Source organism: Pseudoalteromonas sp. 19-MNA-CIBAN-0066 (genome assembly GCF_040308705.1).
GTDB lineage: Bacteria > Pseudomonadota > Gammaproteobacteria > Enterobacterales > Alteromonadaceae > Pseudoalteromonas > Pseudoalteromonas nigrifaciens.
In genome coordinates, this window is the sequence record NZ_JBEONZ010000006.1 from 114,292 (window position 1) to 138,387 (window position 24,096).

Here is a 24,096-nt window from a genome sequence, read left to right on the forward strand (position 1 = left end):
ATTAATTGAGTTTAACAGCGAGATATTTAATTTCATCACCACTAATTTGCGGTAAAAAATAGATGTCATCATATTTAAAGTACTGCACTGAGCTAATAGTTACGGGCTTTGCTGCCGTTGGTAGCGAGTCGTAAAACTGCCCAAGCTTATAGCTGCTGGTGTTGTTTACTTTAATTGCTCGGTTAACCTGTATTTTAGGCGTATCTACTACTGTGTAGCCGTTATTTTCGGCAATATAATATACATTTTGATAGGTATAATAAGTGTTATTGCGATGCCTTAAGCGTGAGTGGTATCTGGGCAGTGATCTAATATGTAAGCCTCTTGGTGGCATAACTTCTCGATAGCCTCTGCTGTGTTTACGATAGTAAGTGCCATTATGAGTATTAAATACCGCACCATTAAAACGTACCGATACGCTATTACTAGGAATATGACGTATCACTTTACCTGGTTTATGGTGTTTGTTGTGTACATTTTGCGAGTTTGCAAAGGCGTTACTTGAGAGCATAGTAAGTGCTAAAAATACCGCTAACAAAACAGTTAAGTTAATAGTGTTTAGCTTTGTAGTTACTAGTTTCACAGCTATAGGTTTCACAGTTATTTTTTTCATAGTGATGTCTCGCTTATGTTTCTTTATACATAACCGATATTAGAGCCTGAAACTGAATAGCAACTGATAGCGGCTGTAATTGCACAAAGCTTTACATATGTTTACATAGCTATAATGCTTGCGGATAGGGTTTTGAGCATGCTAAATGAGCAGGGAAGTGGTTGATTAAGGGCTGTTTTACGGGGTTATATATAACTGTAGCGCAGTATAAAAAGCCCAGCAAAGCTGGGCTTAATTATTAATTAGTCTTGCTGTGGCGTTTTCATTATTTTACTGGTGATCACACCAGAAGTAATAGAGCCCGACACATTGAGCGCGGTACGCGCCATATCAATTAATGGTTCTATTGATATAAGTAGCGCAACAATTTCTATGGGCAATCCCATTGTTGGTAATACCACTAGCGCTGCAAAAGTTGCGCCGCCGCCTACACCGGCAATACCAAAAGAGCTAATTACTACAATACCTATTAAGGGTAGAATAAACTCAAAAGTCATCGGGTCTATTCCCACACTAGGTGCAACCATCATTGCTAGCATTGCAGGGTAAATACCTGCACAGCCATTTTGTCCAATCGTAGCACCAAAAGAGGCTGATAAATTAGCAATAGCTGGGGGAACTTTAAGTTGGTTTACTTGTGTATCTATGTTCATTGGAATTGATGCCGCTGAACTGCGCGAACTAAAAGCAAAGGTCATTACTGGCCAAATCTTAGTAAAATAATGTTTTGGACTAACCCCAACTAGGCTTAACAGTATGCCGTGCACAACAAACATTAATAAAATAGCGACATAAGAGGCGATAATAAACGCCAATAAATTAAGAATGTCGTTACCACTTGAGTTTGCGACTACATTCGCCATTAATCCTGCAACACCGTAAGGCGTTAAAGCTATAACCATTTTAACTAAGCTCATTACAGTGGCTTGTAAAGCGTTTACACCAGTACGAATAGGCGCTGTAAGTTCGCTGCGCTCAAGCATTACTTTACGTGCTGCAATGCCTATTAACACGCCAAAAATAACGACGGCAATAATAGAGGTTGAACGTGTATTACTTAAATCGGCAAATGGGTTTTCTGGAATAAAGCTAAGCAACATTTGTGGCACATTTAAGTTAGCAACATTAGCCGCTTTACTCTCTAAAGTAGTCATTTGTGCCGCTTCACGAGTGCCGGCCACTAATCCTTCTACGCTTAAGTTAAAGCCATAAGTAACCGCAATACCAACCAATGCAGCAAGGGCTGTGGTAACCAGTAAAATAGAAATACTTACAAATGAAATCTTACCTAAAGAGCCTTGGTTTTCAAGTTTGACTACCGCGGCAATCATAAACACTAATACCAAAGGCATAATGACCATTTTTAATAGCCCAACATAGCCTTTACCAACGACGGCAACCCAACTTAAAACATGGTTAATAACTTGGGGTTGTTCGGCAAATAAAAACTGTAAAGCCAAACCAAAAGCACTGCCCAGTACTAGGCCAAATAAAACGGTGCGTGATAACGTTTTACTTTTTTGCGAAAAAAGATAAATCGCGAATAACAGACCAACAAACAATGCCAGCATTAATAGTACAGCAAGCGACATAATATCCTCTTCATTAGCTGTGATTTAGCGGCGCACTTTAACGCTTTAAACTTATTTAAGAAAATACACTTTCGCTATGACTTAGAAGAAATTGTTATGCATTGCTAATATTTGGTTATAAGGGATGGCAAGCGTTTGTAAATATCTTCAAAGATGTATGGCTAAATGTTATATTACCAAAAGAGTAATCGCTGTAATTGCAGCAAACTAAACAAGTTTGTCAGGATATATGATGCCTAATATTTATATTATTTACCGTGCTATGTTTGATCATAACGGCACTATGCATACCATTGGTGGCATTGAAAACTATATCTTAAGTTTGTGCGATGTTTTTACTCGCCAAGGTTGGCCATGTCATATAGTACAACCGGCTAAAAAAGCGTTTACCTTAACTACTCCCCAGTACACTATTCATAGCGTTACTACCGGTTTATATCGGGGTAACTTAAAAAAAATCGCCCTTGCAAACTGGGTCAGTGAAAATGCAGACAAAAATAACGATATTATTATTTTTGCTACCGACTCTTATTCAGTAAAAATGCCTGATTATAAAACGCTAGCGATTCAGCATGGTATATCTTGGGATAAACCTCGCGCAGCAAAATCAGCCATATCACAATATTGCTCCTCGCTATTAAGTCAGTACAAATATTTATCCTATATAAAATCAGATTGCAGTTTGGTGTGTGTAGATCATAACTTTGTTAACTGGTATCGCACTTGGTTTAATATTAAGCAGCAACATATGAAGGTTATTTATAACTTTTATAGTGAAAAAATTAGCGAAAGTGAATTTGCCAAAAAATGGTCAGATGATAACGCAACACTAAATATTATTATTGCTCGTCGTTTTGTTGATTACCGTGGTATTAAATTAATAGCACCTATTATTAAGCAGCTTTTACCGCAATATAATATTCAAGTAAGCTTTGCCGGAGATGGGCCATTAAAACCATATTTAACAGAACTATTTGCTAATGAAGTAAAAGTGAAATTAATGCAGTACGGACCAAATGAAAGCTTTAGCGTACATAAATGCCAACACATTGCCATTATTCCAACACTAGGTTCAGAAGGTACTTCGTTATCTATGATAGAGGCAATGGCCGCAGGTTGTATGGTTATAAGTAGTAACGTTGGAGGCTTATCTAATCTTATAATTAATGGTTTTAATGGTCGATTAGTGATGCCTAATACTGCCGAGTTTACCCAAGCGCTAACAACTAGCTTGAATGACTATCAGCAAAGTAAAACGTTGGCATATAACGGGTTAACATCAATAGCGAAAGTGTGCTCTAAAGAAAATTGGGCGCAAGATTGGATTGATATGATCAAACATAAACAAGGCTAATATGCAGTGCATTTGGCATTAATTGCACCGTTATTTATGAAAGCACTTAACTAAATGTTAGGTGCTTTTTTGTTTGTACGTAAATTAGTTATTTTAAGTGGTATTAATCTAAAATAGGTTTGCTATGAATACGTGAACTTTTAAACAGGGCTTTATTACCTGTATCGGCTTCGGCCCAAAAGTTGATATTAAATTGCGCGTCGTCGCTTAGCTCTACTTTATGCCAGTATTGTGGCGGGCTGGTAGCAAATTGCCCCGCGTTAATTACAATAGTTTGCTCAGGCTCTGTGGCGGCTTCATTTGCAAATCCGTAAAAGGTAACAGTGCCTTGCATAACGCAAATTTGGCCAAACACACCCTCGGCTGTGTTGTGGTGAGTAAGTAACGCTTTTGGAATGTTATCTTTAGTAAAAAAGTGAGTGGAGCGTTTTATTTTCCAGTGACTTGGTATAGTTAAGTGACTCATAACAATTCCTTTTTTGTATTAGTGAAACAAATATAAAAGTTTAAATCATTTCAGCATCAATATGGCGCATTAAATTAGTTACCCAATTAATATACTGACGATGTATTTTACTACCGTTGTAATTAAGGTTAGTCGAATCTTGGTAATTGATAGAATAGGCTGTTTTGTCATAATTAATATTAACGATTAATTGATGAGTACGAATATTAAGAATTCCCTTTATTTTACCTTCACTAACAGGAGCACACTGCCAACCTAGTTGAATGCAGGCTTTTAAAATACCTGTTTCAACATCTGCTGTGTTATTAATTATTTTAGATGTTTGTGGAATAAGGTTTTGTTCAAAGTTTTTAATTGGCACTGAAGTTGAACAACCCGCGAGTGCGAATAACGCAGTGGCTATAAAAAGTGTTGTTTGTTTTTTCATGTTAGTCCTTTTGTTTAAATATGCAGCGTATCAGTAAATATTATTAAGTGGTAGATACTAGCAAAATTTACTAATAATTTTGCAAATAAGTGCCACTAATATTGATAAATAAATACGTGTTTATTTTATATTGTTTGCCACTTTAGACTAACCTTTGTAAGGAGAGCATATAACGAGGAGCACAACATGGCGGTATCAGCTATTCCAAAAGGGTATCATTCAATAACCCCTTATTTAATTATAAACGGTGCGCAACAAGCAATTGATTTTTATTGTGCCGCTTTTGATGCGCAGCTAGTTATGCAAATGCCTATGCCTGAAGGCGGCATTGCTCATGCAGAAATTAAAATTGGTAATTCACATATTATGATCTCAGATATGTGCCCAGATGTTCATTTTAAAAGCCCTACAGAGCTAGGCGGTACACCCGTAAGCATAATGTTGTATGTTGATGATGTAGATACGGTATTTGCAAAAACCATTGCGTTAGGAGCGAAAGAAATACGCCCCGTTCATGATCAGTTTTATGGTGATAGAGCAGGTACGCTGCAAGATCCTTTTGGCCACGTATGGACCATTGGCACTCATAAAGAAGACATTAATGAGCAAGAGCTCAGAAAAAGAATGGTAGATTTTATGAGTAAAGATCAAGATGCTTAGCTTTATAAAATAAAGGTAAGTAAACAAGGCTTTTACAAGCAGCTAATCCTGAATTCGTCATCTAGGTTTATTGGCAAAACCAGTGTATTAAATTGCCTATTAATAGCATCATCACACATATTGTTAAGCTCAGCGCTACCATTACTATACTTACTATTATATTCAACATGAAAAACAGCTTTATTGTTATTTATAAAAGGGGTGAGTAATTCGCACTCTTGATACTCGTAGCATTGCTCGTTTACTGCAAAATCAAAATAACTATGCAGCTCATTTACCTGATGAAGATTGTTTTTTAAGCCAACCGCCAAGCCACGAGTATGCGCCTGATTTGCTATAAAGCGAGTAAATACAAGCTGATCGTTTGCAGTTAAATTAAAGCCCGAATTATTCATATAGCCGTCAACGTTATCGGGCTCTACGCCATCACATCCTTTTTGTACTGCTAAATCTAGACGACTAGCCATTATTGCTTGCACATTAGGTGAGCGAATATCTAACCAACGCTCTCCTTGCCAATTAGCTAAAGAGTTACCTAATTCGTTGATTAAAAATTGGCTTTTATCACTTCGCCACGATTCATAAGAACCCGCTGAAAAATAGCAAATAACCCGCTTACCTTGAGCTTGTAATGTTTGTATTAACTGTACTGGGGAATCGAATAGGTCTATGTCGTAAATATTAACATTGTAGTTAGTATTTATTGTGCCAGTTAGCTGCCATTGCCAGGTGCTCCCCAATGCGGGTTTATACCAGTTACCGGTAGTAATAGGGGCAATTGCAGGCTCGATTTGGCTAGAGGGAGTTGTTGGTGTATTGTCATTTTCACCGCAGCTACTAATACTGATTAGCAGTAAAAATATAACACAGTGGCCTGCGGTTTGTTTATTAAATAAAGGCAAAAACATAACATACTCAAACGGTATTAGTAGTTATTAATTTAGCTGAAAACTATTGATATTGCATTAAGGATGTCGATTTTTATATTGAGTATTAGGCCTTCCGTGGCCTGCTTAAATTAAATGTTTTTATAGTATGAATAATCACTATAACCAACCTCTGTGCCGCCATACATAGTGGCTGCATCAGCTTCATTTAAAGGCCATTGTTGTTTAATACGCTCAGGTAAATCGGGGTTCGCAATAAAAGGCCGACCAAAAGCAAACAAGTCACCGTAGCCATTATTTAAAATACGCAGTGCTTTATCTACCGTGTATTTTCCTGCATATATAATTCGACCAGAGAACTGCGCTCTAGCTGCTTTATAAAACTGCTCAGGTAAATCAGGTGCGTTATTCCAATCGGCTTCAGCAATCGATAAGTAAGCAATACCAGCTTGTTCAAGTAACTTAATCGCTTCTATGTAGGTGTTTTGTGGATCAGACTCGACCAAACCCAAATAAACGCGGGTTTCATCTGTGCTGCTAAATAGTGGTGCAAAGCGAACGCCTAAACGATCAGCGCCTACAACTGCGCTCACAGCAGTAACAATTTCTTTTAAAAAACGCAGACGATTAGTAAGTGAGCCGCCATATTGATCGTCACGCATATTAGTGTGCTCTGAAATAAACTGATTAACTAAATAACCATTAGCACAATGTAGTTCAACGCCGTCAAAGCCGGCTTCTAATGCATTTTTTGCAGCTTGCGCATACATATTAACTAACTCGCTCACTTCATCAGTACTTAAAGCGCGCGGTGTACTTGGTTCACTTAAAGCACCTTGGCCTGGGCCGGTTTCAATAAATACTTTAACGTTGTCGGCTGTAATTGCCGAAGGAGCTATTGGGCTGGCTTCATTAGGTTGTAAACTGGTATGCGATACGCGGCCAACATGCCACAGTTGAGCAAATATAATGCCGCCTTTAGCATGCACTGCTTGAGTTACTTTTTTCCAACCTTCAATTTGTGCTGCAGAATGTATACCCGGAGTCCATGCATAGCCTTGGCCTCTAGGCTCTATTTGCGTACCTTCGGTAACCATAAAGCCAGCGCTGGCACGCTGCGCATAATAGGTTGCCATTAAGTCGTTTGGAATATTACCTGGCTGCGTGCTACGAGAGCGTGTAAGTGGTGGCATTACAATACGGTTCTTAAGTGTATAAGGGCCAAGTTCTACAGGTGAAAATAACGAGCTGGTATCAGAAATAGATTGATTCATTAAAACTCTCTCTTAAAGCAAACTTAGTGGCTTATTACCTCGTAATTAACAAGGCAAAGTATGTTGATGCTTAGCTGTTTAAGCAATGTTGGTAAGCGTAGAGCTTTATGGGTACAATTTGAAACAACACTTTATTGTTTTAGATACAATTATGAATGGTATTAATAGGCTCGATATTAAACAGCTCAGGGTACTAAATGCCTTGCTTGATTTAAAAAGCTTGTCGCAGGTTGCACGTAAAATGGGCCTAACCCAGCAAGCAATTAGCGAGCAGCTGCGTAAACTACGTGACTTATTTGACGATCGTTTGTTTATTCGTCAAGGAAATAGCATGGTGCCAACGCCCAAAGCGTTATCTATGCAGCAACCTATTTGCCATATTTTAAAGCAACTTGAAATGCTGTTAGAGCCCGAAGTATTTACACCGCAAACATATAAAGGTGTATTTACTATTAGCGCGACAGACTACGCAACGCAAGCCTTGTTACCGCAGCTTTTTAATATAACGAGACGAGAAGCACCCGGGTTAAAACTAATCGTGCGCGACTTTGCCTCAGATAATGTTAACCAGCTAATTACGGCGGGCGAGCTTGATTTACTGATTAGCTTCCCTGAATTTATTCCAGATAACTTAGCTTATGTTACTTTGCTTGAAGAGCAGCATTTATGCGTTACAGGTTGTGGCAACAAGCTAGCAAATGAGCCGTTAACACTGGCACAAATTGCAGCTTATCCGCAGCTAGTGGTATCACCTTCGCGTGCCAATTTACGTGGCTCTCACGATCAGTGGTTTGCAGCTAAGGGCCTTAAACGCAATATTGTTATGTCGGTACCTAGCTTTTCGGCGGTACCAAACATTCTTCATACAACCGATATGATCGCATTTTATCCGTCGCGATTATTACCAAACAATAAAGTACAAGAGCTAACCGTTGAAGCATTACCACCGTCTTTTAAAGTAATAGCCGCATGGCACCCACGTACCAGTGAAAGCCCAATTCATCGCTGGATACTGGAACAATTAAAAGTAATTTGAAGTATAAATAAGTTTTAGCGAGCAACACTCGTTTATAGTGTTACTCGCTAATATAGGAGCTAACGATAAAGTAAGCCGTAATTTTAGTGCTTACCTATCGACAAAGAGCGGACATCGTTACCTGTTGGCGACTCATGCGCTTTAAGATAAAACACCGGTAAAATAGCCAATATATGGTCAAAAATATCTGCCTGAATGCCTTCGTATTCTGCCCACACTGTGGTGTTGGTAAAGGTGTAAATTTCGATAGGTAAACCTTTATTCGTTGGCTCTAATTGCCTTACCATTAGGGTCATATTTTGATGGATTTTAGGGTGTTGTTTTAACAGCTCTATTAAATAATGCCTAAAGGTTCCTACGTTAGTTAAGCGGCGGCCATTAAGTAGGCAGCTCATGTCTTTAGTGGCGTTTTCGGCGCTAATAGATGATATTGTGGTATCTATATATTTGGTGAGTAAATTTGCTTTTCTAAGCTCACTGAGCTCTTGTTCATTTAAAAAGCGCACGCTGTTCATTTCTAAATGAATGCTACGTTTTATTCTTCGACCGCCCGATTCTGACATACCGCGCCAGTTTTTGAATGAATCAGAAATAAGCGCGTACGTAGGGATTGTAGTGATGGTTTTATCCCAGTTTCTTACCTTTACCGTGGTAAGTGCAATGTCAATTACATCGCCATCAGCGCCATACTTGGGCATTTCTAGCCAATCACCTACCGCTAACATATTATTAGCAGAGAGCTGAATACCTGCCACTAAACCTAAAATAGCATCCTTAAACACCAACAGCATAACGGCTGATAACGCACCTAAACCACTTAATAAAATTAATGGTGATTTATTCATTAATAACGACACAGCTAAAATACCGGTTAATACACTGGCAATTAACTTAATGGTTTGTAATAACCCTCGTATCGGGAAGTGGGCTCTGACTGCGCGCCTATCAGAAATAACCTGAAAAATATCGAGTAACGAAAACAGTGACAGTAAAGAAAAGAGAATGATCCATTGGTCGGTAACCATTTCAATAATATGTAATAAGCCACTCCCTTCGGGTAACCAAAGCCTTGCTTGGATAACGACAACCGCACCTTGAATTACAAAAGAGATATGTTTTGCAAGTTTAAATGCTAACTCGGCAGGAGTTTTTGCATCAGGCTGAACAATTCTTTCGCTAAAGCGACCTTTAAGAAAGTGCTTAGCTGAGTTTCTGATAATTAAATGTAAAATTATGGCAAAAATGGCGAGCCAGCAAAGTACTAAAATGTCGTACCATAAAAGAGGGTTGGCGGGTAAATATTGGCCAAACCACCCCAGTAAATACTCACGTAGTTCAGCTCTTATATCTGTCATTTAATCTCCGTTTACATCATAAAGTTATTTATTTATTCCAAGGTTATTTAAGCAGAAGGCGTAGTTAAAGTCTATCTTCACTCGGTGCCGATAGACTTTAACTATAAACAGTTAGTTTTATTTTTCAGCAAGTTGTTCACTTAACTCGGCAAAAATACTGGGGTCGTCTATCGTTGATGGAATTTGCAGTTCTTCGCCATCAATAAGCTGGCGCAAGTTTTTGCGTAAAATTTTCCCTGAGCGTGTTTTAGGTAAGCGCTCAACACACATAATATTTTTTAAACACGCGATAGCACCAATTTGGTTACGTACAGATTGCACAAGCTGTTGTTGTACTTCTTGATGAGAGCCGGTAAAGCTGTCTTTCAGTACTATCATCGCCATTGGGTTTTGCCCTTTAAGCGCATCGTTTACACCAAATACAGCACATTCTGCAACCGCAGGGTGGGCGGCAACAATTTCTTCCATTTCGCCGGTAGATAGCCTGTGGCCTGCAACGTTAATTACATCATCGGTACGACCCATAATAAATAAGTAGCCGTCTTCGTCTATGTAGCCACCGTCTCCCGACAGGTAATAGCCTTCATATTCGCTCAGGTAACCTTGTTTATAGCGCTCGGTATTTTGCCAAATTGTTGATAAACAACCCGGTGGTAAAGGCAGCTTTATTACTACAGCGCCACTTTCGTTAGGGGCACATTCTTCGCCATCCATATTTAAAATACGTACGTCAAAGCCCGGTGTAGGCACGGTTGAACTACCTGCTTTGGTTTCTAAATGTTCAATGCCAATAGGGTTGCAGGCAATAGCCCAGCCGGTTTCTGTTTGCCACCAATGATCGAGCACAGGTAGGCCGGTTTTTTCTTTTAACCAACCGTAAGTAGCGGCATCAAGGCGCTCACCGGCTAAAAATAACCGTTTTAAGCTAGATGTATCATATTTTTTAAAACCCTCAGCTTTAGGGTCTTCTTTTTTAATTGCTCTAAATGCAGTAGGCGCGCTAAACAAGGCTGTTACTTTATGCTCCTCTACTACTCGCCAAAATGCACTGGCATCTGGGGTGCGCACTGGTTTGCCTTCGTAAAGTACAGTTGCACAACGATACATTAACGGCGCATATACTATGTATGAGTGACCCACCACCCAGCCAATATCAGACGCAGCCCAAAAAACTTCGCCAGGCTCCATACCATATACGTTTTTCATGCTGTAATTAAGGGCAACAGCATGGCCGCCATTTTCACGTACTACACCTTTAGGTAATCCTGTGGTGCCTGAGGTATATAAAATATATAGCGGATCACTACCACTTACAGGTACAGGGTCAACAGCTTGTGCTGTTTGCATAGCCTTTGCCCAATCAATATCTTGGCCGCTATTGAGTGTTGCGGTTGCTTGTTCGCGTTGATAAATTACGCAGTGATCAACTTTATGCGTGGCGCGCTTAATGGCATCATCTAATAAGGGTTTGTATTCAATAATATTACTTACTTCTACACCACAAGAAGCACTTAATACTAATTTAGGTTTAGCATCATCAATACGCACCGCTAACTCATGAGCTGCAAAGCCACCAAAAACCACAGAGTGCACTGCACCTAAACGAGCACAAGCTAGCATGCCAATCACTGCTTGTGGGATCATGGGCATGTAAATAACCACACGGTCGCCTTTTTGCACACCTAGCGATTGCATTACACCGGCAAACTTAGCCACTTCTTGTTGTAGCTGTGAATAATTATAAGTTTGTTTAGTATTGGTAACAGGAGAGTCGTAAATAAGCGCAGTTTGCTCGCCAAAGCCGGCTTCAACATGTTGGTCAAGTGCTAAGTAGCTAGTATTAAGCTGGCCATCATCAAACCAATGGTATAAGTCATCGCTGTCTTGTGTATAGGCATTTTGGGGTGTTTTATACCAAGGAATACACTTACTTTGTGCTAACCAAAATTCAGCTGGGTTTTGTTTGAAGGCGTTATAATGCTGTTTATATTGACCTGACATAAATGATCCTAAAACTAAAAAAGAGTGTGAGAGATATTAAAAACTAAGCGTTTTTGCTTAATTATTATATTAGACCTTGGTCGGCTAAAAGCTGAGCAAGGTGGTTGTTTTTTAGTTTGTTTTGCAGAGCCTAATTACGACTTAATACATAGCAAGCTAATTGAAATTGTTATGTTTTTATAAAAAACGTCAATTAAACTCTATTTGTACGGCTTTTTCTTTATTTTCGATAGAAAACTGGCTTGCTTAATTATCAAACTAAGCGTAAAATGCGCGCTCATTTCGGCTTTTAAACTATTAATTCCTTGCCTTAAACCGACCGGCCGAAACGGTAGAAGGCTCTATTAACCGTAAGGAATATCCATGCGTCATTACGAAATCGTATTCATGGTTCACCCTGATCAGAGTGAGCAAGTAACTGGTATGATCGAACGCTATACTGGTTCTATCACTGAAGCTGGTGGTGTTATCCACCGTCTTGAAGACTGGGGCCGTCGTCAACTGGCTTACCCAATCAACAAGCTTCATAAAGCTCATTATGTTCTTATGAACGTTGAAGCACCAACTGAAGTAATCAGCGAGCTAGAAACTACTTTCCGCTACAACGATGCAGTGCTTCGTAACTTAGTTATGCGTACTAAAAACGCGGTAACTGAAGCGTCTCCTCTTGTAAGAGAAGAGAAGAAAGAAGCACCAGCTGCTTAATTGTTTTGAGTCCTAGCATGGCGTTTAACTGGTGATGAATATAAATGGTTAGCCCTTTTATGAATCAACTGGTTTTATCTGGGGTAGTTTGTAAAACTCCCAAGTTAAGCCAAAGTCCTGCTGGTATACCGCATTGTATTTTTGTTATTGAACATAAATCAATACAAACAGAAGCAGATCTTAACCGTAATAGTTACGTTCGGCTTCAAGTGGTTGCCAGTGGAAAGCAAATGCAACAACAGACTCAACATTTGCACGTTGGGCAGGCATTGCAAGTGAGTGGTTTTTTAAATCGCCACGAAGGTCGTAACGGCCTTAGCCAATTGGTTTTGCATGCTCAGCATATCGAAAGAATTATTTGAGGAATTAATCTCATGGCACGTTATTTCAGACGTCGTAAGTTTTGCCGCTTTAAAGCGGAAGGCGTACAACAAATCGATTACAAAGATCTAGCTACTCTTAGAAACTATGTTACAGAAAGTGGCAAAATCGTACCTAGCCGTATCACAGGTACTAGCGCTAAATACCAGCGCCAGCTAGCAACTGCTATTAAGCGTGCTCGCTACTTAGCCCTTCTTCCATACACTGACTTACATAAGTAAGCAGCGGATTAACACGTTTTTAAAAGGTGTAGAAACATGCAAGTTATTCTACTAGATAAGATCGCTAACCTAGGTGGCCTAGGTGACCAGGTTGTTGTTAAATCTGGCTTCGCACGTAACTTCCTTTTCCCGCAAGGTAAGGCAGTTCCTGCAACTAAAGCAAACATTGAAACATTTGATGCTCGTCGCGCAGAACTTGAAGCGAAAATCGCTGATCAGTTAGTTGCTGCACAAGCACGCGCTGACAAACTTGAAGCATTAGCAGAAGTTACATTAGTATCTAAAGCTGGTGACGAAGGTAAATTATTTGGTTCAATCGGTACTCGTGACATCGCTGACGCTATCTCAGCTGTTGGTGTTGAAGTTGCTAAGTCTGAAGTTCGTCTACCTCTAGGTACTATCCGTGAGACTGGCGAATTTGACGTATCAATCGCAGTACATTCAGAAGTAACGGCTACTATTAAAGTAATCGTTATTGCTGAAGCTTAATTTTTAATTAAGCAAAAAAAAGCCGTGCTATTTAGCGCGGCTTTTTTGTGCCTAAAATTTAACTAGCTGTAGATCTAAAAACACGCTTAATAAAACCTCTTCTAAATCATCTTTCCTTTTTGCAATTATTTTTTCATTTCATTTAAACCTTTTCAAACTGTCATTACGTCTAACTTATCAATACACTTAAATGCTAACCCAGTAATTATAATTTAAAGGCGACATTACGGATGTTACACGTTAAACCCGAACAGTCGCAATTGTGCGAAGCAGCACTCATTAAGCGTGTTAAGTCGGGGGATCAAGCTGCATACACACTACTTTATGAACTACACATAAAACGAGTATACGGGTTATGTTTACGTTTATTAGCTGATCAGTCGCATGCAGAGGATGCGGCCCAAGAAGTGTTTGTACAGGTGTGGCACAAAGTAGCGCAGTTTGATGGGCGCTCGCAGTTCTCTACTTGGCTTTACAGCGTAGCGAGTAATGTTGCGATTAATTACTTACGCAAACAAAAAAATTGGCTGCAAAAAGTGGTGAGTATTGAGCACAGCGGTATGGATGAGCAATCAGTTAACGACTGTAAAGGTTTAAATGGCCTAGATAAATTAATAGTAAGGCTTCCAGAGCGAGCACGTATGGTATTTGTGCTGTTTGCCATTGAAGGCTACAGACACGAGGAAATAGCCGAGCAACTAGGTATGGCTGTTGGCTCAAGTAAGTCGCAATATCATCGTGCTAGGCTGTTATTACAAGAGTGGTATGAAAATGAGTAAAGAAAATTTTGATGACTACTTAAACGAGTCACTCAATACACTTGATAAAGACATAACGCCACGCAAAAATTTATGGCCAGGGATTGAGCGAGCGATTATTAATGCTGAACGCTCTACACAAAAACACACTACTATTTGGCCAAAGTTAACGGCAGTAGCTGCATGCAGTGTTGCGGTTTTAATTGCAGTAAACATCGTTTTTATAACGCCTGAGCCAAAGCCTGCCGTGGCGATAAGTGATTACTTTTTAGCGCAAAAAAACAGTTTGTTAGTTGCGTATAAAAATCAAGACGCACTTACCAGCAATTGGCAAGTGCAATTGCAAGAACTCGAAGAAGCAGAGTTAGCCATAAAGCAGGTTCTTGAAAACGAACCACAAAACCAAGCGCTATTAACTATGTTAGCGCAAATATATCAACAACAACTTGATTTGATTAATAAGGTGCACGCACCTCGTTGGCAGCATATTTAGGAGCATAACATGAAAGCGATTTTACTAGGGTTGAGCTTATTTCCACTGGCGGTATTAGCGGGTGAAAAAATAGATAAGCAAATAGAGGTAGCCAATGGCGGCACTATTTATATTGAAAACCAACGTGGTGATATAAACATAACGGGCTGGGATAAAAGCGAATTTAAAGTGTCGGGCGAACTTGATGACAAAGCCGATGGCTATGAGCTTAAAACCAGTGGTGATAGAACCCAGTTTATTGTAAACATGCCACGTAATACGGATTGGGGTAACAGTGGTGATGGTTCAAAGTTAACTATATTTATGCCCAGAAGTAGTGCGCTTGAGTTTGCTGGTGTGAATGTATCTGTCAGTGCAAAAGAGCTACAAAACAGTGCAGAAATAGATGTGGTTAATGGTGAGATAAGCGCAAGTAATTTAGCGGGTAATATTAAACTTACCAGTGTTAATGGCGATGTAAAGGCGCAGAACTTAAGTGGTAATATTGCATTTGAAACCGTAAATGGCGAAATTAACGATAAAAACTCAAGCGGGAAGTTGCGCTTTAGCGCCGTAAATGGCGATGTTAAATCAAACTCAACGGCAAGCGATGTTCGCCTTGAAAACGTAAATGGTGATATAGACTTTACTTTGTCGAGCATTAAAAACTTACGAATTAATACCGTTAATGGTGAGGCCGAAGTGCATATTAAAGAGCTGTTAAAGGGCGCAGATGTTCGTTTTGAATCGGTAAGTGGCGATGGTGAATTTTACTTTGCGGCAGATGTATCGGCTAAGTTTGAAATTGAAGCGCATGCGAATGGCAAAATAATTAATAAAGTGACTAGCGATAAAGTCAGTAAAGCTAAATATGGCCCAGCCAGTAGTTTAAAATTTAGTATTAATGGTGGTAATGCTAACGTTGAAATGAATACAATTAGCGGGCGACTCGAACTTCATACTAAATAACATTCGCTACTGGCTATGATTACAAAAAGCAGGAAAAGATTTCCTGCTTTTCTATTTGCACAGCCCCTGCAAGTAGATAGAATAGGCACCATTGTATTTTAGTACTGTGAAGTCATGGCCAAACGAGATAAGCAAGTCGATACCCTTAAAGTTCCTCCCCATTCAATAGAAGCAGAACAATCTGTTTTAGGTGGCTTAATGCTTGATAACCAAGCATTTGACCGCGTAGCAGAGCTTGTTGTATCACAGGATTTTTATACCCGCACGCATAAGCTTATTTTTGAAGCGATGACAACGCTTGCTGAAATTGGCGATCCGATCGATTTAATTACTATTTCAGAGAGCCTAGAAAAAAATAATAAATTAGCAGGAATTGGTGGTTTTGCTTATTTAGCTGAAATAGCCAAAAACACCCCAAGTGCTGCTAATATTGACGCTTACGCAAGTATTGTGCGCGAACGTGCTGTGGTACGTGAAATGATTGGTGTAGCAAATGAAATTGCCGAAGCAGGTTTTAATACCGAAGGGCGCACCAGCCACGATTTGCTCGACTTTGCTGAGAGCAAAGTATTTAAAATTGCTGAGCAACGCACAAAAAATAATGAAGGCCCGCAAAGCATTCATAGCATACTTGAAAAAACAGTTGATAAAATAGAAGAGCTTTATCAATCACCGCAAGACGGTGTAACAGGTGTGAGTACCGGCTATGCCGACCTTGATAAAATGACCACAGGTTTGCAACCATCTGACTTAATTATAGTTGCGGCACGTCCATCTATGGGTAAAACCACTTTTGCGATGAACCTTGCAGAACATGCTGCAATGACCCAAGACAAGCCGGTATTAATTTACTCATTAGAAATGCCTTCAGAACAAATTATGATGAGGATGTTGGCGTCTCTTGGGCGTATTAACCAAACTAAAGTGCGTACTGGTCAGTTAGATGATGACGATTGGGCACGACTTTCATCAACCATGGGTTTGTTGATGGAAAAAGGCAAAATGTACGTTGATGATGCCTCGGGCTTAACACCTACTGATGTACGCTCTCGTGCACGACGTATTGCCCGCGATCATGGTGGTATTAGTATGATCATGGTCGATTACTTGCAATTAATGCGAGTACCTAGCCTTGCTGATAACCGAACGCTTGAAATTGCCGAAATTTCACGTTCACTTAAAGCATTAGCAAAAGAGCTAAAATGTCCGGTTGTTGCGCTTTCGCAGCTTAACCGTACGCTTGAGCAACGTGCCGATAAACGTCCAATTAACTCAGATTTACGTGAGTCGGGCTCTATTGAGCAAGATGCCGATTTAATCATGTTTATTTATCGTGATGAAGTGTACAACGAAGACAGTACCGATAAAGGTATTGCCGAAATAATCATAGGTAAGCAACGTAACGGTCCTATTGGTAAAGTACGTTTAACCTTCCAAGGTCAATTTTCTCGCTTTGATAATTATGCGGGGCCAGCAGTAGATGACGATTATTAATGCGCCTAGCTATAGCCGAAATTAACTTAACAGCACTTGCGCATAATCTTGCGCAAGTTAAGAGCTTTGCGCCTAATAGCAAAGTAATGGCAGTGCTAAAAGCCAATGCCTACGGGCATGGCTTAGTAACCATAGCGCAGCACTTAAACGATGCCGATGCATTTGCTGTGGCACGTATAGATGAAGCGCTGGCACTGCGTGCTGGCGGTTTAACTAAGCCAATTGTATTGTTAGAAGGCTTTTTTGATGAAGCCGATTTACCCATTTTATTAGCTAATAATTTTCAAACCATTATTCATGACGAAAACCAATTAGCGGCACTGGAAAATGCGCAGCTTGAGGCTCCTATAAACTGCTGGTTAAAAATAAATACCGGCATGCATCGATTAGGTATTGCACCTGAGCAATTTGATGAGTTTTATAATCGCTTACAAAAAACAGCCAATGCGAATAATACGGTTAATTTAATGACCCATTTTTCGTGCGCGGATGATGTTGATAGCAGTAAAACAATGCAACAAATAGCATTATTTAATCGCTTGGCAGAAAACGTTGAGCAGGCACATTGTTTATCAAATTCTGCCGGTATTTTAGCTTGGCCAAGTGGCCACGGTGATTGGGTACGCCCAGGGTTAATGCTTTATGGTGTATCGCCTATGGCAAATACCACAGGTAAAACGTATCAATTAGAGCCGGTTATGCGCTTAACCACAAAAGTAATTGCAGTGCGTAATGTAGCTGCCCATGAAGCGGTGGGTTACAGCGGGCGTTGGCAAAGTGATAAGCCGACCCAGTTAGCGGTTGTTGCTATGGGGTATGGTGATGGTTATCCGCGCCATGCGAGGGCGGGCACTCCGGTAATAATAAATAAGCAGCGTTATGGTATTGTAGGTAGCGTAGCTATGGATATGATCACCTTAGATATAGGCAATAATACACATAATATTAAAGTAGGTGACGAGGTAACTATGTGGGGGCCTGAGCTACCAGTAGAAGAAATAGCCCAGTGCGCCGATACTATACCTTACGAGTTATTGTGTAATATTACACCAAGGGTAAGCTATCAGTATCAGCGTTAAACTGCTGGTACTATTACTCTTTTATAAAGTAAATATCGCTAAAGCCCATACGGGCAAACTCTTGGTCGCGAAAATTACGCACCGACGCTGAGCCTTTCGAAGTCATTTCGATTTGCTGTACCATAGATAAGTAATTAGTAAGATCGATACCTTCAGCGGCGGCAATTGCCTGATACATGTCGTGGTATTTATCTTTAGCGAAATTAATTTCGCGCGGTTGGTTTTTAAATGTATAGGTTATTCTGCGTGCCATATTAAGCTCATTTCGATTGCGAATTAGGGTGATTTTACACTGTATTGAATCACCATTGAATGATTTTTTTAAAATGAAATAATAAAGAGATAAAAATGAAATTAACAGTAGAGATCAGCAAATACCCACTTCATCAAGACTATATTCCGTTTATAAAAGGCTTTATAGATCGCTTAAACGAGTACGATAATTTAAAAGTAATTACTAATACCTTATCAACGCAAATTTTTGGTGATTACGATTTAGTAATGCAAGTGTTAAGTACCGAAATTAAACGCTCGTATGAAGAGTTTGGTAAAGCTATTTTTGTCTGTAAATTTCTATCTGGCGATTTGTCTCCACAATAACGGCTAATATGCATATTAGTAGTAACACGGAACCACACAATATGGATTTTTTAACACAAACCTTAAGCGGTTTTACAGCAATGTCGCATTGGGAGTATATTGCAGTGGGGCTGTCTATGGCTTATTTATTATTAGCAATAAAAGAGAGTTTATGGTGTTGGCCAGCCGCATTTTTTAGCACTCTTATTTATACTATTATGTATTGGAATGGCGCGTTATTAATGGAGTCGTTACTGCATTTTTATTATATGTATATGGCGGTGTTTGGTTGGCTAGTATGGCGTAAAGGCAAAACTAACAACGATAGTTTAAGTATTACCTCATGGTCAATGAATCGTCATATAATATTGATAATAGTGACCAGCATAGTTGCTCTTGCCATTGGTTACTTTATGAAAAATTACACCCATGCAGACTTTGCTTACCTTGATAGCTTTACAACCTGTTTTGCGGTAGTTACTACTTATTTAGTGGCAAAAAAAGTACTCGAAAATTGGCTGTATTGGATTGTAATAGATGCCGCGTCTATGTATTTATATTACGAAAAAGGCTACTACCCAACGCTCGCGCTCTTTATTTTTTACACCATAGTGGCTGCGTGGGGGTTTAAAACTTGGTACGAAGAGTACGAGCAAAAACAAGCTAAACCTATAGCGCAGTTATAAGACATTCATGCAGTCAATTAGCGATATTATCAACGGGTTTAATGCACAATTAACACTACTTAGTAGTGAGCGAATACATAGTGGTTTAAGCAATGACAACTTTTTAGTGCGCGCTGCGCTAAATAACCAACAGTATGCTTATTTATTAAAAAGTTACCGCGATCACTGGCCTACATTAGGCTTAGCTGCACAAGCTCGATTTGCACAGCTGCAATTGTGCCCTAAACCACTTTGGTTAGACAAAGCTAACAGGCTCGCTATTTTTGAATACATAGAAGGCGACACAGCCCAAAGCAATTATACCCCTGAGCTAATTAAAAAGTTGGTTAGTTTACATTGTCATAATGTGGTTAGCGAGGCGATGAATATAAAGCAAGAGCTGGATTTTTATCAACATACAGCGTTATATCAACAATATAGCCAAACTGTAAGTGTGGCGGTAGCAGAAATAGAAAAGCTACCACGTGATGAAGGCTTTTGTCATAATGACTTAGTAAAAGAAAACATCATAGAGAACCCGCAAGGCATGTTTTTAATCGATTTTGAGTACGCCAAAACCAACGACGTTTACTTTGATTTAGCCGCAATAGCTGTAAGTTTTGAACTAGACAGGGAAGGTAAGCAGCAGTTACTTAAAACCTATCAACAGCAGTTACCGCTTTCGCAACGTTTTTACTGCTCTATTAATAAGCTAGAGTATTATCAAGTAGTGTTTTTAGTACTGTGTGTTTGCTGGTATAGCGATCGCTCAATAAATGAAAAAGTGATGCCTCTGTGCGCGCAATTAGACGCATTAATAGCGCTGGAACATTAACTTATCTCTTTAGTGGCTAATTTTAGCTAGTGACCCACTTGGTTTTTAGCAACAAATAGCTGATTTACCAGCTACCACTAAGTCTTTTATTTAAAAGCGTTTAAATAATAAGCATATGAGCGAATGGCGCTAGCATTTACCTTTAGATGTCTTTATCATTACGCATGCCAAAGCATTGATATCGCGAGTTGATGTGGCGGCAACAAATGTGCTCTCGTGGTGAAATGGATATCACGTGGCCCTCCGGAGGCTGAGTTGTAGGTTCGATCCCTACCGAGAGCGCCATTTGCATTCCTCTAATACACTTGCTAACTTTTAGTATTATCCTTTAAAAAATATTCAACATGATTTATCTACCAATTAAATGTGGCGACTACGATCAGCTAGAGCTTTATTGCATGCGTGCAAATAAAGTGACTATCACATTAGATACCCAAACCTTAGTGGGTGTTGCTAAAACCTTAGAGAACATTAAAGGCGAAGGCGAGTTTTTGGTGCTGCAAGAGCCAACAAACAAAATAATAAAAATACGGCTAGATAAAATTAAAACGATTTCACTCGCTTAGTTTGTAGCTATTTATTACTAGTAAAAACTTTAAAAGTAGACATTTAAGGTTGAAAAGTGCTATTTAAGAGACACACCTTATAATTGTAGAACCTCCCGCACTTATGCTTATCACTTTACCTATATCTGAGCTTGTCCCTGGCATGTTTGTTGACAATGTTACCAAGCAGCATGAAAGCATTAGTAGTATAAAAATCAAAACCAGTGGACTAGTGCGTGATAAGTCAATAATTAAGCGTTTAGTAACAGAAGGGGTGCTAGAGCTACTCATTGATTTTACTAAGAGTGATGTTGAGATACCCGCCAAATACAAACCACAAAATAAAGCTAAAGTAGCTAGCAGCCAAGAAAAGCCAGCTAAAGCTGCTGTCGCTATATCGGTAGAGCAAGAGTTTGCAAAAGCGAGCGTAAGCTATGAGCAGCATAATCGCAAAATACAGGCTTTATATGGTGACTTAACAGCAGGGCTCACGCTTAATTTAAATGTATTAGATGAAATTGCCGGTGAAATAGTGGCATCGGTATTTAGAAACCCCAATGCAATGACCATTCTTACCCGCCTTAAAGACAAACACAGCTATAATTGGCGTCATATGATCAACTGCGCCATTTTTGCAGCAGTATTTGCTAAATACTTAGGCTATGAAGAGCCTACTGTGCAGCAGCTTGCAATGGGGGCATTGCTGCATGATTTAGGACAGGCAAAGGTGCCGCAGGGTATATTATCAAAGCAGACTAAAGTCACTAATAATGAGTTTGTAGCAATAAAAAAACATGTTGTACAAAGTTTAGGTTTAGTTAAAGGCGAAAAAGGGATCACACCGTTAATGCTTGATATGATAGTGAATCATCATGAGCGATTAGATGGTTCGGGTTATCCACGAGGCCTTAATGCAGAAAAATTAAGTCGTCCTGCACGTATAATGGCTATTGTAGATGTGTATGACGCGATAACAGCAGATAGGCCTCACCAAGTCGGTGACGAGCCAATAAACGCACTGCGTTATTTGCTCGCTAACAAACAACTGTTTGACGCTGAATTAGTACAACACTTTATTAAATGTTTGGGTGTGCATCCGGTAGGTACTATTGTAAAGCTGACCAATGAACGTTTAGCACTGGTACTTGAGGGCAATAACCTTAATCCCATTAAACCTAAAGTTAAACTATTTTATAATGCGAAGCATGGCCACCATGTTACGCCAAAAGATATTGATTTGAGCGACCTGAACCAAGAGCTTAAAATTATTGCCAGTGTTAAGCCCCTTGATTATCAGATTAACTTGTCTCGTTTATTAAAAGAGCACTTACTTTTATAGCGTTAGTACATTTGCGTTTTTGGCTTTGTTTAGCCGAAATAAACGCACCTAAAAAGCAACTTGCCATTAATATTAACCACAATAAAGTACCAAGCTCTACATGCAGTGCTAAACAGCAAAATGTTAGCGAGATTAATGCACAAGTAATAGCCCCCAGCCAAAAGTGATTAACAGGATTGTCACACTGCCCAGCACGCGTGCATGCACAATAGTTTGCTTTATAAAAACAAAATACACTTGCGCCACAAAAAATAAGCCCAGCCAAAATAAGTAAAATGCTCACCGTTTCCCCTCATTATAGTTTTATAGAGAGTGTAGATTGCAGCGCATTTCAAGTCAATTCAAATGAGAATCAATTACAATTAGAGCTTATGCTCTAATAGCACACTTCTAGTCCGATGAGTTTTAATAAGTTGTTAAATGGTCGTTAAAAAACGTGTTTTTTACTGTTTTTTGACGTGTTTGTAGAGTTTTTTATAAAAAATTAATGTAGTGTGATCAGGTTTGAAATCCTAATAACAACACACATAGCTACCCAAACAATAAGTTTGGTTAAGGAAACAACAATGAAATTTACTAAAACTCTAATCGCAGCGTCGCTGGTACTTGTTTCAGCAGATAGTTTTGCTGCAGCATTTCAGTTATCTGAGCAAAATGCCTCAGGACTCGGTCGTGCCTATGCAGGTGAAGCTTCAATCGCAGACGATGCGTCTGTAGTAGCTCGTAACCCAGCATTAATGTCACTATTTAAAGAAAAACAAATATCAGTGGCGGGTATTGCTGTACTTCCTGATGTAAGCTTAAAAGGCACTGATACAAATAACGGTTTAGATCCAAGCGTGCTAAATAATGACAGCATCGCTCCTAATGCAATTGTACCTGCGGGTTACTTTACCATGCCAGTTAACGATAAAGTGTCAGTTGGCTTTGGTGCATTTTCTAACTTTGGCTTAGCCACAGAATTTAATGGTGACTATGCTGCAGGCCAAATAGCTGGTGAAACAGAAATTGTAACAGTTAACTTCAATGCCAGCGTTGCTTATAAAGTAACAGAGCAATTTAGTTTTGGTATTGGCTTAAACTATATTTATGCAGATGCAACGATAATTCGAAAAGTGGGTGCGAACCCTAATATTCCAGCTTCAACTGATGCGGTTCACTTAGAAGGTGACGATACTGGTTTAGGTTTAAATTTAGGCTTAATGTATCAACTTGATGAAAACAGCCGCTTTGGTTTTAACTACCGCAGCGAAACCGATATTACTTTTGAGGGGACTTTCTCAAGCGCAGCTAAATTATTACCTGAAATGCCAGGTTCTGTTGAAATTACACTACCAGCTATTGCTGAATTTTCTGGCTCTCATCAGTTAGATGAAAAGCTTGGTTTACACTACAGTGTAATGTGGACAGGTTGGAGCAGCTTTGACAAGTTAGAAGCAAAAGTAAACGGACCAGCAGGTGAGTTTACAGGATTTGAGAAAGAAGAAAATTTCTCAGATTCTATGCGCTACGCAATAGGTTCTGATTACCAGTACAGTGAAAACCTATTATTACGTGCCGGTGTTGCGTTTGATGAGTCACCAGCGGATAAAAACCATATGTCGATTTCTATCCCAGATACAGACCGCTTTTGGTTCTCGTTTGGTGGTAACTACGCAATTGATCAACATTCAGACTTTGATTTAGGTGTGAGTGTACTACGTGGTAAAACACAAAACTTCACTGAAAAAGATAATTCACAGCAAGAATGGTCTTTTGAATCAAAAGGTCATGCATTGCTAGTTGGTGCTCAGTACAACTATAAGTTTTAATGCTTGCCTAGAGCCTAGAGCCTAGAGCCTAGAGCCTAGAGCCTAGAGTCAAAAAAAGCCGCGCTATGTAATTACATAGCGCGGCTTTT

General features: G+C 39.5%; 28 protein-coding genes and 1 tRNA gene. 19 read left to right on the forward strand and 10 right to left on the reverse strand.

Features of this window, described 5'->3' with window-relative positions; all coding sequences use genetic code 11:
* Window position 1: 1 nt before the first annotated feature.
* Both AAEZ18_RS05960 and AAEZ18_RS05965 read right to left on the reverse strand, forming a co-directional pair.
* On the reverse strand, window positions 2-613 hold the full coding sequence (locus AAEZ18_RS05960; RefSeq protein WP_350594685.1) for a DUF6515 family protein: 612 nt from the start codon (window positions 611-613) through the stop codon (window positions 2-4).
* Between the two features lie 242 nt (window positions 614-855).
* The gene (locus AAEZ18_RS05965; protein WP_089368713.1) at window positions 856-2,205 is read right to left on the reverse strand and encodes an L-cystine transporter; all 1,350 of its coding nucleotides are present in this window, start codon (window positions 2,203-2,205) and stop codon (window positions 856-858) included.
* A 229-nt stretch (window positions 2,206-2,434) separates the two neighbouring features.
* On the opposite strand from AAEZ18_RS05965, the gene AAEZ18_RS05970 reads away from it, so the two are divergent.
* Window positions 2,435-3,559 (forward strand): glycosyltransferase family 4 protein, encoded by a 1,125-nt coding sequence (locus AAEZ18_RS05970; RefSeq protein ID WP_350594683.1) that lies wholly within the window; start codon window positions 2,435-2,437, stop codon window positions 3,557-3,559.
* Between the two features lie 103 nt (window positions 3,560-3,662).
* Here AAEZ18_RS05970 and AAEZ18_RS05975 read toward each other — a convergent pair whose 3' ends face one another.
* Complete coding sequence (locus AAEZ18_RS05975) at window positions 3,663-4,025, reverse strand: TehB family protein (RefSeq protein ID WP_089368711.1); 363 nt, start codon at window positions 4,023-4,025, stop codon at window positions 3,663-3,665.
* A gap of 40 nt (window positions 4,026-4,065) precedes the next feature.
* Complete coding sequence (locus tag AAEZ18_RS05980) at window positions 4,066-4,452, reverse strand: lipoprotein (RefSeq protein WP_011329099.1); 387 nt, start codon at window positions 4,450-4,452, stop codon at window positions 4,066-4,068.
* 186 nt (window positions 4,453-4,638) lie between these two features.
* Here AAEZ18_RS05980 and AAEZ18_RS05985 point away from each other — a divergent pair, with 186 nt between their 5' ends.
* Window positions 4,639-5,112 (forward strand): VOC family protein, encoded by a 474-nt coding sequence (locus AAEZ18_RS05985; RefSeq protein WP_089368710.1) that lies wholly within the window; start codon window positions 4,639-4,641, stop codon window positions 5,110-5,112.
* A 32-nt stretch (window positions 5,113-5,144) separates the two neighbouring features.
* Here AAEZ18_RS05985 and AAEZ18_RS05990 read toward each other — a convergent pair whose 3' ends face one another.
* Complete coding sequence (locus AAEZ18_RS05990; RefSeq protein ID WP_350549843.1) at window positions 5,145-6,020, reverse strand: endo alpha-1,4 polygalactosaminidase; 876 nt, start codon at window positions 6,018-6,020, stop codon at window positions 5,145-5,147.
* A 110-nt stretch (window positions 6,021-6,130) separates the two neighbouring features.
* On the reverse strand, window positions 6,131-7,273 hold the full coding sequence (locus tag AAEZ18_RS05995) for an alkene reductase (protein ID WP_350549840.1): 1,143 nt from the start codon (window positions 7,271-7,273) through the stop codon (window positions 6,131-6,133).
* 118 nt (window positions 7,274-7,391) lie between these two features.
* Between AAEZ18_RS05995 and AAEZ18_RS06000 the strand changes: the two genes are divergently transcribed.
* Window positions 7,392-8,309, forward strand: coding sequence for a LysR family transcriptional regulator (locus AAEZ18_RS06000; protein WP_350549837.1), 918 nt, complete (start codon window positions 7,392-7,394; stop codon window positions 8,307-8,309).
* A gap of 83 nt (window positions 8,310-8,392) precedes the next feature.
* Here AAEZ18_RS06000 and AAEZ18_RS06005 read toward each other — a convergent pair whose 3' ends face one another.
* Both AAEZ18_RS06005 and AAEZ18_RS06010 read right to left on the reverse strand, forming a co-directional pair.
* Entirely contained in the window at window positions 8,393-9,664 is a 1,272-nt protein-coding gene (locus tag AAEZ18_RS06005; RefSeq protein WP_350546536.1) for a mechanosensitive ion channel family protein, read from the reverse strand.
* A 117-nt stretch (window positions 9,665-9,781) separates the two neighbouring features.
* Window positions 9,782-11,665 (reverse strand): propionyl-CoA synthetase, encoded by a 1,884-nt coding sequence (locus AAEZ18_RS06010; protein WP_350546539.1) that lies wholly within the window; start codon window positions 11,663-11,665, stop codon window positions 9,782-9,784.
* Between the two features lie 363 nt (window positions 11,666-12,028).
* Between AAEZ18_RS06010 and rpsF the strand changes: the two genes are divergently transcribed.
* From rpsF to alr, 9 genes are all read left to right on the forward strand, one after another.
* Complete coding sequence (gene rpsF / locus AAEZ18_RS06015) at window positions 12,029-12,370, forward strand: 30S ribosomal protein S6 (RefSeq protein WP_011329092.1); 342 nt, start codon at window positions 12,029-12,031, stop codon at window positions 12,368-12,370.
* A 44-nt stretch (window positions 12,371-12,414) separates the two neighbouring features.
* On the forward strand, window positions 12,415-12,732 hold the full coding sequence (gene priB, locus AAEZ18_RS06020) for a primosomal replication protein N (RefSeq protein ID WP_350546542.1): 318 nt from the start codon (window positions 12,415-12,417) through the stop codon (window positions 12,730-12,732).
* 12 nt (window positions 12,733-12,744) lie between these two features.
* Window positions 12,745-12,972, forward strand: a complete 228-nt coding sequence (gene rpsR / locus AAEZ18_RS06025) for a 30S ribosomal protein S18 (RefSeq protein ID WP_002962753.1) — start codon at window positions 12,745-12,747, stop codon at window positions 12,970-12,972.
* Between the two features lie 36 nt (window positions 12,973-13,008).
* Window positions 13,009-13,461: a 50S ribosomal protein L9 gene (gene rplI / locus AAEZ18_RS06030; RefSeq protein ID WP_011329089.1), complete on the forward strand. Its 453-nt coding sequence runs from the start codon at window positions 13,009-13,011 to the stop codon at window positions 13,459-13,461.
* Window positions 13,462-13,691: 230 nt separating this feature from the next.
* Window positions 13,692-14,240 (forward strand): RNA polymerase sigma factor, encoded by a 549-nt coding sequence (locus AAEZ18_RS06035; RefSeq protein WP_011329088.1) that lies wholly within the window; start codon window positions 13,692-13,694, stop codon window positions 14,238-14,240.
* Window positions 14,227-14,712, forward strand: coding sequence for a hypothetical protein (locus AAEZ18_RS06040; protein WP_089368705.1), 486 nt, complete (start codon window positions 14,227-14,229; stop codon window positions 14,710-14,712). Before AAEZ18_RS06035 ends, AAEZ18_RS06040 begins: the two co-directional genes overlap by 14 nt.
* Before the next feature lie 9 nt (window positions 14,713-14,721).
* Window positions 14,722-15,660, forward strand: coding sequence for a DUF4097 family beta strand repeat-containing protein (locus tag AAEZ18_RS06045; protein ID WP_350546552.1), 939 nt, complete (start codon window positions 14,722-14,724; stop codon window positions 15,658-15,660).
* A 114-nt stretch (window positions 15,661-15,774) separates the two neighbouring features.
* Window positions 15,775-17,154: a replicative DNA helicase gene (gene dnaB / locus AAEZ18_RS06050; protein WP_041454554.1), complete on the forward strand. Its 1,380-nt coding sequence runs from the start codon at window positions 15,775-15,777 to the stop codon at window positions 17,152-17,154.
* Entirely contained in the window at window positions 17,154-18,233 is a 1,080-nt protein-coding gene (gene alr, locus AAEZ18_RS06055) for an alanine racemase (RefSeq protein ID WP_041454553.1), read from the forward strand. Before dnaB ends, alr begins: the two co-directional genes overlap by 1 nt.
* Before the next feature lie 13 nt (window positions 18,234-18,246).
* Here the strand turns inward: alr and AAEZ18_RS06060 are convergent, their stop codons facing one another.
* Window positions 18,247-18,486 (reverse strand): DUF2960 domain-containing protein, encoded by a 240-nt coding sequence (locus AAEZ18_RS06060; RefSeq protein WP_011329083.1) that lies wholly within the window; start codon window positions 18,484-18,486, stop codon window positions 18,247-18,249.
* Window positions 18,487-18,581: 95 nt separating this feature from the next.
* On the opposite strand from AAEZ18_RS06060, the gene AAEZ18_RS06065 reads away from it, so the two are divergent.
* The 6 genes from AAEZ18_RS06065 to AAEZ18_RS06090 all read left to right on the forward strand — a co-directional run bounded on the left by AAEZ18_RS06065 (window position 18,582) and on the right by AAEZ18_RS06090 (window position 22,196).
* Complete coding sequence (locus AAEZ18_RS06065; RefSeq protein ID WP_011329082.1) at window positions 18,582-18,833, forward strand: hypothetical protein; 252 nt, start codon at window positions 18,582-18,584, stop codon at window positions 18,831-18,833.
* A gap of 41 nt (window positions 18,834-18,874) precedes the next feature.
* The gene (gene pnuC, locus AAEZ18_RS06070) at window positions 18,875-19,498 is read left to right on the forward strand and encodes a nicotinamide riboside transporter PnuC (protein ID WP_041454551.1); all 624 of its coding nucleotides are present in this window, start codon (window positions 18,875-18,877) and stop codon (window positions 19,496-19,498) included.
* Window positions 19,499-19,505: 7 nt separating this feature from the next.
* Window positions 19,506-20,312 carry a phosphotransferase gene (locus AAEZ18_RS06075; RefSeq protein ID WP_350546558.1) on the forward strand — a complete coding sequence of 269 codons (807 nt, stop codon included), beginning with the start codon at window positions 19,506-19,508 and terminating at the stop codon, window positions 20,310-20,312.
* 210 nt (window positions 20,313-20,522) lie between these two features.
* A tRNA-Arg gene (locus AAEZ18_RS06080) sits at window positions 20,523-20,597 on the forward strand.
* 59 nt (window positions 20,598-20,656) lie between these two features.
* A complete protein-coding gene (locus AAEZ18_RS06085; RefSeq protein ID WP_350594680.1) occupies window positions 20,657-20,878 on the forward strand; it encodes a Rho-binding antiterminator in 222 nt (73 codons plus the stop codon).
* A 103-nt stretch (window positions 20,879-20,981) separates the two neighbouring features.
* Complete coding sequence (locus AAEZ18_RS06090; RefSeq protein WP_350594678.1) at window positions 20,982-22,196, forward strand: HD-GYP domain-containing protein; 1,215 nt, start codon at window positions 20,982-20,984, stop codon at window positions 22,194-22,196.
* Here the strand turns inward: AAEZ18_RS06090 and AAEZ18_RS06095 are convergent.
* Window positions 22,156-22,479 (reverse strand): hypothetical protein, encoded by a 324-nt coding sequence (locus tag AAEZ18_RS06095; RefSeq protein WP_350594676.1) that lies wholly within the window; start codon window positions 22,477-22,479, stop codon window positions 22,156-22,158. The genes AAEZ18_RS06090 and AAEZ18_RS06095 overlap by 41 nt on opposite strands.
* A 283-nt stretch (window positions 22,480-22,762) precedes the next feature.
* Here AAEZ18_RS06095 and AAEZ18_RS06100 point away from each other — a divergent pair, with 283 nt between their 5' ends.
* A complete protein-coding gene (locus tag AAEZ18_RS06100) occupies window positions 22,763-24,007 on the forward strand; it encodes an outer membrane protein transport protein (RefSeq protein WP_011329076.1) in 1,245 nt (414 codons plus the stop codon).
* Window positions 24,008-24,096: the final 89 nt, after the last annotated feature.